Genomic DNA, 12054 nt, shown 5'->3' on the forward strand with positions numbered 1-12054 from the left:
GTGTTTATTCGGGCTTGCGTCCAGTACCATTCTTGGGCGGGCGTTTTTGGGCAGCAGGTCTGTTGTCGGATTTGCCATGTGGCTTGCTGCTTTGTGCTTGCCGTTTGTCGTTGCGGCGATGGTTGTTACGTCCTTTGCCTTGGGCCTCTTCGCCTCCTCTTTTGCCATGGTTGTTGCGCTGTTCTCTGCTGCCACCGTTGCGTCCTCTGCCGTTGCCATTTCCGCCGCTTCTTCCGCCACGTCCGTGTTGGGGCTCGGTTTGTGGTGGGCGTACGCCCTCAGGCAGTTCGGCACGCGGTATCTTAATTTTGAGTGTGCGCTCGATGTTCGACAGTGCATACAAGTCCTTTTCGCCAATCAGCGTGATGGCACTGCCTTCGCGTCCGGCGCGTGCGGTGCGCCCAATGCGGTGTACGTAGTCCTCGGCATCGTGTGGTGCATCGTAGTTGATGACCATCGTAATGTCGTCAATGTCGATGCCTCGTGCCACAATGTCGGTGGCAACGAGCAAGTCCACTTTGTGTGCACGGAACAAATTCATGACTTCATCGCGCTCGGCTTGTGCCAAATCGGAGTGCATGGCGCGCGCATTCAGCCCGTTGCGTTTCAGCACAATGGCCAGTTCTTTTACCTTCTGCTTTGACGAACAGAACAAAATCACGCGTTGGGGGGGCTGCTCCTTAAATATCTTTTTCAGTATGATGGCCTTGTCGCTCTCGTGACAAATGTAGAGGCTTTGCTTGATGTTTTCGGCAGGTTTTGATACAGCGATTTCAACCTCGACGGGGTTGTGCATCACGGTTCGTGCCAGTTCGGCAATTTTAGGTGGCATGGTGGCCGAGAACAAAATTGTTTGACGATGCTCGGGCATTTGTTTTACAATAGACAGAATGTCCTCGGCAAATCCCATGTCGAGCATACGGTCGGCCTCGTCGAGCACCAGGTGTGTGGTGCGGCTCAAGTCGAGTGTGCCAAGTTGCAGGTGGGTAATGAGACGGCCCGGTGTGGCGAGCACAATGTCAGCTCCAGCTTGCAGCGAACGGCGCTCTTGTTCATAGCGTATGCCATCGTTGCCACCATATACGGCTACGGCATTAACTCCTGTGTAGTAGGCAAAGCCCTGAAGTGCTTGGTCTATTTGGCGTGCCAGCTCGCGCGTTGGGGCAATGACCAGGCAGTTTACGGCGTCGGCAGGGTGGGGGTCGCGCTCAAGCAAAGTGAGCAGCGGTAGCAGGTAGGCTGCCGTCTTGCCCGTACCCGTTTGGGCCACGCCAAGCACATCGTGGTGCTCAAGAATGGGGGGTATACATTGTGCTTGTACTGGCGTGCACTTTTCAAACCGCATGTCGTAGAGTGCGTCGAGCACGTTGTCTGAAAGGTCAAGGTCTTCAAAGTACACCTCGGGTGCCTTTTCAGTATCTTTATTGTCGATGCTTTCGCTTGTTGTATTGTCTTGTTCCTTTAAGTTGTCCATAGCGTTATATTAAATAGCTTGTAATGGCGTGATTAGCGGAATTTATGTTGATGTATCATAAAGCCTGAAGTGCCCGTTATTGTGGTGTGCGATAATATAGTATCAGTGCGATGACAGCAAATATTATATTGGGCAGCCATACGGCAATCCATGCTTCAAGTCCGGCATTGGTGGCAAACGATGCCGAAACTGTTTGGAAGAGAATGTAGGCAAAGCTCAGTGCCAGTCCGGCGCCAAGGCTGATGCCCATACCGCCTTTGCGTTTTTGACTTGACATGCACACACCTATCAGCGTCAGTATAAATGCCGCAAAAGGCATGGCATACCGCTTGTAATATTCAACCTCGAACTTGCTGATGTTGGCCACACCGCGCATCTTTTGCCGGTTGATATATTCTTTCAAGTCGGGCAGGGTGAGTGTTTGCTCCTGGTCGCGCACGTAAAAGAAGTCCTTAGGCTCCATGATGATGGTCGTGTCAATTTTGTCGCCCCGCTCAAGCACCTCGCGCATGCCCTTGAGGGTGCGTGTTTCGTACATGCGCAGTGTCCACGAGTAACGATGGTCTGACAGGGTGTCGTACTGTATGGTCTGGGCTGTAAGGTGTGACACGAGTTTCTTTTCGACAAATTTGTCGAGCGAAAATCCATAACCGCTTTTGCTCACATTGTCGAAGTGAGTAATGTATGCCACAACTCCCGTGTCAACTTGCATCTGCACATTGTCGACCGAGGTGATGTCGGTTTTCTTCTTAATGTATCGATTTTGGAAATTGACGCGCGCCACGTTGCTCTTGGGTATGACGTATGCGCCAAGCAAAAAGGATGTGGCGGCTATGAGTGCGGCTGTAACCATGTAGGGGCGCAGCAGGCGTTTGAAACTCATGCCTGTGCTCTTCATTGCAATGATTTCGCTTTTATCGGCCAACTTTGATGTGAAGAAAATGACGGCAATAAACACAAACAGCGGGCTGAACATATTGGCAAAATACGGCACAAAATTGCTGTAGTATTGCGCTATGCGTAAGGCCGAGGCATGACTTTGTGTGAGTTTGTCAATATTCTCGTTGATGTCGAACACCACAGCAATTACAATAATAATAGCTATCAAGAAAATGTATGTGGTGATGAACTTGCCAATAATGTAGCGGTCGATACGTCCGATGAGCGGTTTGCGTCCCTTGCCGGGGTTGGCCAGATGGCTGTCCACACACGCCTCATGCTGCCCGTCAGCGTGTTGGTCACGAACAGGCAGCATGAGGTATGATTTGAATTTAGTAAGCAAGTTTTTCAGCATGGCGTTTTACAGTTTACGTCCAAGCTTTTCAACCATGTCGCGTTTCCATGGTCCGAAGTTGTTTGCCATAATTTGTTTGCGTGCTTCGCGCACCAGCCACAGGTAGAATGCCAGATTGTGGATAGAGGCAATTTGCATGGCCAGCAATTCCTTGGCTTTGAACAAGTGGTGCAGGTAGGCTTTGGTGTATTGCACATCGGCAAAACAATGCGCCATGGGGTCGATAGGTTCAAAGCAATCAGCCCATTTGGCATTGCGCATGTTAATAATGCCCTCAGCGGTGAACAGGCAAGCGTTGCGCCCATTGCGCGTTGGCATGACGCAGTCAAACATATCCACACCGCGCTCAATGGCTTCGAGTATGTTGATGGGGGTGCCCACGCCCATGAGATAGCGCGGCCGGTCGGTGGGCAGAATGTCGTTCACCACCTCAATCATTTCATACATCATTTCGGCAGGTTCGCCTACAGCCAGTCCGCCGATGGCATATCCCTCGGCCCCGAAGTCGCTCATGAAACGGGCGCTCTCCTGACGCAAATCTTTATACACGCAACCTTGTACAATGGGGAACAAGGCCTGCTTGTAGCCGTATTTTGGTTCTGTTTCGTTAAAGCGTTTCCAACAGCGCTTCATCCACCCATGTGTAAGGTCAAGGCTCTTGCGCGCATAGCTGTAATCGGCTGTGCCCGGCGGACATTCGTCGAAAGCCATCATGATGTCGGCACCAATGGTACGTTCAATGTCCATCACCCTTTCGGGAGAGAAGAAGTGCTTGCTGCCATCAATGTGTGAGCGGAACTCGCAACCCTCCTCGCTCAACTTGCGAATGCCAGAAAGCGAGAATACTTGAAAGCCGCCGCTGTCGGTCAGCATGGGGCGGTCAAAGCCGTTGAATTTGTGCAGACCGCCTGCCCGCTCGAGTATGTCAAGCCCCGGACGCAGGTATAGGTGGTAGGTGTTGCCCAATATGATTTCGGCATTGATGTCGTCTTTCAGCTCGCGCAGATGCACTCCTTTCACACTGCCCACGGTGCCCACAGGCATGAATATGGGAGTGTGAATTTGGCCATGGTCGGTTGTGATAAGGCCGGCACGTGCGGCGCCATCGGTATGTAGCAGTTGGTAGTCCATGTTGTGTGTTACTTCTCTTTCAACAATCTCACAGCCACTTTGTTGTCTGTGGCCTGTTTGTGTGCATCGCTATTGTCAGCACTGTCATCTTCAACCGTCAGGTCGATGGCGTGTTCAACTTTCTCGTCAAGCAGTGCAAAGCGCAGCACGTCTTGTACATTTTCAACAAAGTGGAACGACAAGCCTTCGATGTATCGGGCGTTAATGTCCTCTATGTCTTTGCGGTTATCTTCTGAAATCATGATATCGGTAATGCCAGCTCGTTTGGCAGCCAATATTTTCTCCTTAATGCCACCGACAGGCAGCACGCGTCCGCGCAGTGTAATCTCGCCAGTCATGGCAATGTGGTCGCGCACACGTCGTTGCGTAAGGGCAGAGGCTATTGAGGTGGCAATGGTGATGCCTGCCGATGGGCCATCTTTGGGTGTAGCCCCTTCGGGCACGTGAATATGAATGCCCCAATGGTCGAACACACGATAGTCTATGTTTAACGTGTCGGCATGCGATTTGATATATTCCAAAGCCAGTACGGCACTCTCTTTCATCACGTCGCCCAAGTTACCTGTAAGCGTCAGTTTCGGTCCCTTGCTGCGGCTCACACTCGTCTCGATAAACAGAATTTCGCCGCCTACAGCAGTCCACGCCAGTCCGGTAACCACGCCAGCATATTTGTTGCCCTGGTATTTGTCTCGGTTGAACAGCGGTTTGCCAAGCAGCGCCTCTATGTCGGCAGGCTTGATGCTGCGGTCGGCAAAAGGCATCTTGCCGTCTTCGCTCTTTGAGGTGAGGAATGCCACTTTGCGGAATATCTTGTCCACCTGTTTTTCGAGTTGTCGCACACCGCTCTCGCGTGTGTATTTCTCAATGATGTACTCAATGGCTGCCGGCGTGAATTTGAGTTTCGCACCGTCTCCAAAGTCGAATACCTTTTGCTCTTTGGGTATGAGGTGGCGACGTGCAATTTCTTTCTTCTCCTCGGTCAGATAGCCTTCCACTTCAATCACCTCCATGCGGTCAAGCAGTGGTTGCGGTATGGTTTGCAAGGTGTTGGCCGTGGCAATGAAGAAAATCTTTGACAGGTCGTAGTCCACGTCCAAATAGTTGTCGTGGAAAGCATTGTTCTGTTCGGGGTCGAGCACTTCGAGCAATGCGCTGTGCGGGTCGCCGTTATAGTTGTTTTCAGACACTTTGTCTATCTCGTCGAGCACAAAAAGCGGGTTGCTTGATTCCGCCTTCATGATACCCTTGACAATGCGTCCGGGCATGGCACCGATGTAGGTACGGCGGTGACCGCGAATTTCAGCCTCGTCGTGCACACCGCCAAGCGATATGCGCACATATTTGCGTCCGAGAGCCTCGGCTATGCTGCGTCCGAGTGAGGTTTTGCCAACTCCCGGAGGGCCTACAAGGCACAATATGGGGGCTTTCTCGGCCTTTCGGTAGCGAAGCGTGGCCAGGTGTTCCAGTATGCGCTCTTTAACCTTCTCCATGCCATAGTGGTCGCGTTCGAGCACATGTTCGGCATTTTTGATGCTCAGATTGTCCTCAGTGTTGATGCCCCATGGCAGCGCCACAAGCGTTTGCAGGTAGTTGAGTTGCACATTGTAGTCGGGCGACTGCTGGTTGAGGCGCTTGAGCTTTTCAACCTCGCGTTTGAACAGTTCCTTTACTTTGTCGGGGAAAGTCAGTTTCTCGGCCTTGCGTTCAATCTCGGCCACATCACCATTGCCGTCCTCGCCAAGTTCAGTTTGTATGTTCTTGATTTGTTGGTGAAGGAAGTATTCGCGTTGCTGCTGGTCAAGCTCCTCACGTGTCTGGTTTTGAATATCATGCTTTATTTGTGCAAACTGGCATTCGCGGTTAAGCATTTGCAGTAGTTTGAAAGCACGCTCGCGCATGTCGTGCAGTTGAAACAGAGTGTAACGGTCCTCCTGCGACAGTTGCATGTTCGAACAAATAAAGTTTACCAAAAATGCAGGGTGGCTGATGTTGCGCACGGCAAAGGCCGCCTCTTCAGAGCGCATGCCCTCGTTCAGCTTCAAAAAACGGATAACGGCATCGCGGCAAGCATCGGCCAACACGGCAAACTCCTTGTCGTCCTTGTTGTAGGTAACTTCGGGTATAGACGAAACCTCCACACGCATGGTGGGCTTGCGTCGCTTGATATGCTCAAGCTTTATGGCTCCGTAAGTCTGCAGTATGGCCATGCTGTTGCCGTTGGGCAGATCGATCATGCGCATGACGCGGGCCACAACCCCTTCGTCAAAGAGGTCTTTGCGGTCGGGATCTTCCACATCGCCATTCTTTTGTGCCAACACGGCTATGATGGCGCCTTTTTTCAGTGATTGGCTCACCACTTTCAAACTCATCGGACGACCGATGGTGACAGAACCCACCACGCCGGGGAACAACATCATGTTACGCAGGGCAAGTGCAGGCAGGGTGTCTTCGTGTTGGGTTTGAAGCAGAGCATTCATGTCGCCGTCAAAGTCGGCAACAAGTGAAAAGGCTGTTTGTGGATTATCGTCTCGTATGTTCATGTTTAGTATATATTCAGAATATGGAACGTGCAAAATTACTAAAAATCAGTGTATTCGCAAAATGTGCGTGCCCTACTTTGCGCTAATTAAGGCAAATGTCGTACTTTTGTGGCGCAATAATCAGAAGCGTGCCGGAGCATGCAACTTGAAGTATCACACGCAATATATATAGGCAAAGCAATGAGTTTCAGTTTCAAACAGTTTCATATAGACGACGCGCACTGCGCCATGAAGGTGGGCACGGACGGCGTATTGCTCGGCGCATGGGCCAATGTGTGTGAGGCTGATCGCATACTTGATGTTGGGTGCGGTAGTGGCTTGATAGCCTTAATGGCAGCTCAGCGCAACAGGGCTGCACGGGTTGTTGGCGTAGAACTCGACGCGGCAGCGGCCGCTGATGCCTTGGCCAATGTGCAGCATTCTCCTTTTGTGGCAAATGTCGAAATCGTCTGTGCCGACGTTCTGCAATATGCAGCAGATTGTGGTTTGGCATTCGACAGCATATTGAGCAACCCGCCTTATCATGAAGAATCGTTGCTGCCGCCCGCGTCGCAGCGGGCCAAAGCGCGCCACACACAGGGTGGGGGACTGACTTTTGCTGCCTTGTTGCGAGTTGTTGAGCATTTGTTGACCCCCGCTAACCCAAAGGCCACTTTTTCGGCCATACTGCCCATGTCGGCGGTTGCGGGGTTTGTAGCAATGGCTGCTGTACACGGGTTGCAATTAACGCGTCGAACTGATGTGGTCACCCGCAAGGGCAGACCTTGTAAACGGGTGTTGCTTGAGTTCTGTCGCACTCCCCAATCACTTGTGCATACAACGCTCTGCCTTGTGGGTGATGATGGAGCAAGGGCCGAAGCGTATGCCGATTTGTGCAAGGACTTTTATCTGTGATATATTATCTCCCGAGACAAACTACCATAACCCGTTGGCGGAAATTCAGGTTAACGAGTTAACAAGTTGGCAAGTTTACAGGTTAACAAGTAAGTATGCTATACGCTACATTGTTATGTTAAGGTAATAATGATAAGAAGCTTAAAAAGCATGGCAAACTTACCTGTTAGCCCGTTAACTTGTCAACTTGTTTGCTAATTCCGCCAACGCGTAACTATACTATATATTTATATTTATAAGAAGAACACTATTTACTTTTTGTTATACGATAAAGCGTTTCACCTTGTTTGGGTATTGCAGGGTGGGCGCTTTATCTGTTATTTTGCAGTCGTAAACAATGCACATTACAAACCATCAAACAACACATCTATCGTATGACTGGAATTTTTTACGGCAGCACAACAGGCTGCACCGAAAATGTGGCTAATGCCATTGCACAACAACTTGGAGTTGAGGCTAAGGATATATATAATGTGGGCACAACAGATGCCAACAAAGCTTTGGACTATGACACATTGCTCTTGGGGTCTTCAACCTGGGGCTGCGGCGATTTGCAGGACGACTGGTACGACTTTCTCGATACGCTCTCATCGCTCGACCTCACGGGCAAGCGCGTCGGCATATTTGGCTGTGGCGACAGCGATTCTTATTCCGACACCTTCTGCGGCGCCATTGCTCAAATTTACGACGGGCTGCAAAACACCGGTTGCACCTTTATAGGCGCTTTCGAACCTACCGATTATAATGTAACCGATTCAGATGTCTGTCGTGACGGCAAATTTGTAGGACTGGCCATTGACGAGGGTGATGACGAGGGCAAAAATCAAGCGCGCATCGAAGCCTGGTGCAGCTTGGTAAAGTAAGGTCAAGTAGCTATCCCCCCGATAGTAAAATTAGTTAGCAAGTTGACGGGGTGGGGCAGCAAGTAGTATATTGAGCTAAAACACGTATGTCTTGTTCTCTGCAATTTGAGGTGAATAAAGCATATTTGCTTGTTACCCCGTTAACTTGTCAACTTGTCACCCCGTCAACTGATTGTATAAAATATAATTTTGAATACCCACTTATATTATGTCCTCTGAAGATTTTTCACGTTTTGACTCACTCAAACTATTCATGCACCAAATATACGAATACCGCAAAGGTGTGAGGCCGCTCGTACTGTGCACCATGTGCAATGACTGCGCGCAAATTATGTGCAAACGCCTTGACGAGCAGGGCATATCTTATATTGAGCAACCCGTGTCAAGTAACAAGGTGAATTTGTATTTTGGCAAAAAGGCTTGCCTCGATGTGGTGCGCACATTCGTACACAAACCAATGCATGTATTAACTCCAGCCGAAGACTTTATGTTAGGGGCCATGCTCGGGTATGACATCACGGCGCAGTGCGAACGCTTCTGCAAACGAAATGAAGCTATATGCGGTCAGACGTATAACGCCCGCCATCAGTCTTATGCGGTAGTTTGAATATCTCTTTTTGCTCATTTCGTCGCAAAAAACTGCCTTTTTGTCATTTTATGATTGTAAAATGCCGCAAAATAAAAAATTATTCGTACTTTTACCATCGAAATTCAAAAGGGCTGCTTCAAACGGCCGCAAATTGAGCAAAAACTAAGACAAACCAACGCATATTTATGAACGCTTTAGAAACTGTTGAACGCCTTAAACAGCGTTTCCCAAACGAACCTGAGTACATTCAAGCCGTGAGCCAGGTGCTCGGCACAATCGAGGATGAATACAACCGTCACCCCGAATTTGAGCAGGCTAATCTTATCGATCGCCTCTGCATTCCCGATCGTATTATCTCATTCCGAGTAACTTGGGTTGACGACAAGGGCAAGGTGCAAACTAATATGGGTTATCGTGTGCAGCACAACAATGCCATCGGTCCGTACAAGGGCGGCATACGTTTCCACGCAAGTGTTACACCATCTGTTTTGAAATTCCTCGCCTTCGAGCAGACGTTCAAAAATGCACTCACTACATTGCCTATGGGCGGTGCTAAGGGTGGTTCAGACTTCAATCCGCATGGCAAGAGCGATGCTGAGGTAATGCGTTTCTGCCAGGCGTTCATGAACGAACTTTACCGTCATATCGGTCCCGACGAGGACGTTCCTGCCGGCGATATAGGCGTAGGTGGCCGCGAAGTAGGCTATATGTTCGGACAGTATAAAAAGTTGACGCATCAGTTTGTAGGTGTACTCACTGGCAAGGGCCTCCAGTTCGGCGGTTCGCTTATTCGTCCCGAAGCTACTGGTTATGGCAATGTTTACTTCCTCGAGAGCATGCTTCAAACCAGAGGCATTGAATTAAAGGGCAAGCGTGTACTTGTAAGTGGCTCGGGCAACGTGGCACAGTACACTGTCGAAAAACTCATCGAACTTGGTGCAGTGCCTGTAACACTTTCCGATTCAGATGGTTATATCTATGATCCGGACGGTATCGATGCTGACAAACTCGCTTTCGTTATGGAACTCAAAAACGAAAAGCGTGGTCGTATAAAGGAATATGCTGAAAAGTATGGCGTGAAGTACGTAGCTGGTGCACGTCCTTGGGGCGAGAAGGCTGACATAGCATTGCCTTCTGCTACACAGGATGAAATTGAAGAAGCCGATGCACGTTCACTCGTGGCTAATGGTGTAATTGCTGTCAGCGAAGGTGCCAACATGCCTTCAACTCCCGAGGCCATTGAAATATTCCAGCAGGCCAAATTGCTCTATGCTCCGGGCAAGGCTGCCAATGCTGGTGGTGTAGCTGTGTCTGGTCTTGAAATGAGCCAAAATTCAGAACGCTTGAGCTGGACGCGTGAGCAGGTTGACGAGCGTTTGAAGATGATCATGAGCGACATTCATCAAAACTGCGTAAAGTATGGCACACAGCCTGATGGCTATATCAACTATGTACGTGGTGCCAATGTGGCTGGTTTCCTCAAGGTGGCTAAAGCCATGATGGCTCAAGGTATCGTCTAAATAACTTGCTGCATTCGCATTGGTTATTGCGGCATGCTCAATATGACATTCAATCCTCATTGAAGGTGTAACACGCACTTTCAATGGGGATTTCTTTTATTATCCACATTTGTCCTCGCGCGCACGCGCGCGTCAGCAGATTTATGCAAAATTATCTGCATTCTGCACTTTTCGCTATAACTATCTGAAAATCAACTACTTAAGAGTGTAGACACTACCTACACACTTGTCTACACTACCTGCACACTTGTCTGCACAACCTGCACACTTGTCTGCACAACCTACACACTTGTCTACACTACTTACACACTTGTCTACACTACTTACACACTTGTCTACACTACCTGCACACTTGTCTGCACAACCTGCACTACCTACACTACTTGCACTGCCTGCACTACCTACACAATTCCACTTTCGCCATGACCCGCGCATTCCGTCACGTGCACAAGCCAATCCGCCATAGCCACCCCGTACATTCACTCGGAGCAACTCATCGGCCGTCCTCCCGTTTCCCAACCGTCCCCGTCACACGACAAATTCTGCGCATCCCCAATCCCCTTGTGATAGCACAGTGTAGGCAAAGTGCAAGCATACATACACTCTGCAACTATCTGATAATCAATACGAAACACCCCGCTAGTGCAGAGTGACGACAAATACACTGCAAAATGCCGGACGCGCGTGCGCGCATACGCATACACGTATATGTATGATTGTCTTGTAACCCAGCCCCTCAGCGCCAGCCCTTGTGTCCCTTCCGGCCACGCGGACGCCAGTCCGTGGCCGTCCGCCGCGCAGCGGCCTTATGTGTATCTTATGAAAACTTATGTTCTTATGTTTCCGCGCTAAGCGGCAAGCACGAACGTCAAATCTTCTGTCCTTATGTTCTTCTGTCCTTATGTTTCCCGCGTTAGCGGCCAACCAAGTTCCGCTACGGCGTCAGCCCTTATGTCTCTTGAGGCCACCCGGACGGTAGTCCGTGGCCGTCCGCCGCGCAGCGGCCTTATGTGTATCTTATGAAAACTTATGTTCTTATGTTCCCGCGGTAAGCGGCAAGCACAAACGTTATATCTTATGTTCTTATGTCCTTATGTTCTTCTGTTTCCCGCGTTAGCGGCCAACTAATCCCCGCTACGGCGTCAGCTCATCAGCCTGTTAGCACATCAACAAGCAGGCAAAGCGAACTTTTATGTTCTTCAGCACACTTTCGCAAAATATCCACCCCAAAACTTGGCATATACACAAGTAAGCCCTACATTTGCCCCGTTGGACATAAAAATCCCCGCCCGCCAGCACACCGGCAAACCAGCACTTTTGCCCACCAGCAGGCACAAACGGTCATGTCCGCCGCCCGAGAGCGCAAAATTGCGCGATTTTTTTTGCACGCCGCAACGCGCTGGCATTCAGCGCGTTACGTCCGTTTCAAGAGAAATTCCCGAAAATTTCTCCAAAATTTCTTCGCCAAAAATTTGGTGTGTGTGACAAAAGTCCGTACCTTTGCACTCGCAAAACAGAAATGAGGCCTACAACACCTCACAAATCTGAAGCAATTCGATCTTTGAAAACATTACATAAAACTATTTTGTAGAGAAGTACAAGAGACAAAATGAGCACTCTTTTCATAAAGAGCTGTTCGGGTTAAAAAGTCACTTGTCAATTCCTGAAAGAAATTTCAAGGACAGGTAATGACGGAGTCTTGAGCAAAAACAGAGAAAACAAAACATTAAGATATTACAATGAAGAGTT

General features: G+C 49.6%; 8 protein-coding genes. 4 read left to right on the forward strand and 4 right to left on the reverse strand.

Features of this window, described 5'->3' with window-relative positions; translation table 11 throughout:
* Nucleotides 1-4 precede the first annotated feature (4 nt).
* The 4 genes from BQ5453_RS08695 to lon all read right to left on the reverse strand — a co-directional run bounded on the left by BQ5453_RS08695 (nt 5) and on the right by lon (nt 6439).
* On the reverse strand, nt 5-1474 hold the full coding sequence (locus tag BQ5453_RS08695) for a DEAD/DEAH box helicase (RefSeq protein WP_317039455.1): 1470 nt from the start codon (nt 1472-1474) through the stop codon (nt 5-7).
* A 76-nt stretch (nt 1475-1550) separates the two neighbouring features.
* A complete protein-coding gene (locus BQ5453_RS08700; protein WP_235860059.1) occupies nt 1551-2768 on the reverse strand; it encodes an LptF/LptG family permease in 1218 nt (405 codons plus the stop codon).
* Between the two features lie 6 nt (nt 2769-2774).
* The gene (gene tgt, locus BQ5453_RS08705; protein ID WP_071122890.1) at nt 2775-3899 is read right to left on the reverse strand and encodes a tRNA guanosine(34) transglycosylase Tgt; all 1125 of its coding nucleotides are present in this window, start codon (nt 3897-3899) and stop codon (nt 2775-2777) included.
* 8 nt (nt 3900-3907) lie between these two features.
* Entirely contained in the window at nt 3908-6439 is a 2532-nt protein-coding gene (lon, locus tag BQ5453_RS08710) for an endopeptidase La (protein ID WP_071122891.1), read from the reverse strand.
* Nucleotides 6440-6619: 180 nt separating this feature from the next.
* Here lon and BQ5453_RS08715 point away from each other — a divergent pair, with 180 nt between their 5' ends.
* The 4 genes from BQ5453_RS08715 to BQ5453_RS08730 all read left to right on the forward strand — a co-directional run bounded on the left by BQ5453_RS08715 (nt 6620) and on the right by BQ5453_RS08730 (nt 10305).
* Nucleotides 6620-7333, forward strand: a complete 714-nt coding sequence (locus BQ5453_RS08715; RefSeq protein ID WP_083361186.1) for a tRNA1(Val) (adenine(37)-N6)-methyltransferase — start codon at nt 6620-6622, stop codon at nt 7331-7333.
* Between the two features lie 374 nt (nt 7334-7707).
* Nucleotides 7708-8196: a flavodoxin FldA gene (gene fldA / locus BQ5453_RS08720; protein WP_022102548.1), complete on the forward strand. Its 489-nt coding sequence runs from the start codon at nt 7708-7710 to the stop codon at nt 8194-8196.
* Nucleotides 8197-8404: 208 nt separating this feature from the next.
* Entirely contained in the window at nt 8405-8803 is a 399-nt protein-coding gene (locus tag BQ5453_RS08725; protein ID WP_071122892.1) for a DUF2023 family protein, read from the forward strand.
* 167 nt (nt 8804-8970) lie between these two features.
* Nucleotides 8971-10305, forward strand: a complete 1335-nt coding sequence (locus BQ5453_RS08730) for an NADP-specific glutamate dehydrogenase (RefSeq protein WP_071122893.1) — start codon at nt 8971-8973, stop codon at nt 10303-10305.
* The last annotated feature ends 1749 nt before the right edge of the window (nt 10306-12054 follow it).

The organism is Prevotellamassilia timonensis, assembly GCF_900106785.1.
GTDB lineage: Bacteria > Bacteroidota > Bacteroidia > Bacteroidales > Bacteroidaceae > Alloprevotella > Alloprevotella timonensis.

Bases quoted from the DNA above. Each gene is read 5' to 3' on its own strand.
- BQ5453_RS08695 (WP_317039455.1), bottom strand. From the start codon at position 1,474: ATGGACAACTTAAAGGAACAAGACAATACAACAAGCGAAAGCATCGAC.
- BQ5453_RS08700 (WP_235860059.1), bottom strand. From the start codon at position 2,768: ATGCTGAAAAACTTGCTTACTAAATTCAAATCATACCTCATGCTGCCT.
- tgt (WP_071122890.1), bottom strand. From the start codon at position 3,899: ATGGACTACCAACTGCTACATACCGATGGCGCCGCACGTGCCGGCCTT.
- lon (WP_071122891.1), bottom strand. From the start codon at position 6,439: ATGAACATACGAGACGATAATCCACAAACAGCCTTTTCACTTGTTGCC.
- BQ5453_RS08715 (WP_083361186.1), top strand. From the start codon at position 6,620: ATGAGTTTCAGTTTCAAACAGTTTCATATAGACGACGCGCACTGCGCC.
- fldA (WP_022102548.1), top strand. From the start codon at position 7,708: ATGACTGGAATTTTTTACGGCAGCACAACAGGCTGCACCGAAAATGTG.
- BQ5453_RS08725 (WP_071122892.1), top strand. From the start codon at position 8,405: ATGTCCTCTGAAGATTTTTCACGTTTTGACTCACTCAAACTATTCATG.
- BQ5453_RS08730 (WP_071122893.1), top strand. From the start codon at position 8,971: ATGAACGCTTTAGAAACTGTTGAACGCCTTAAACAGCGTTTCCCAAAC.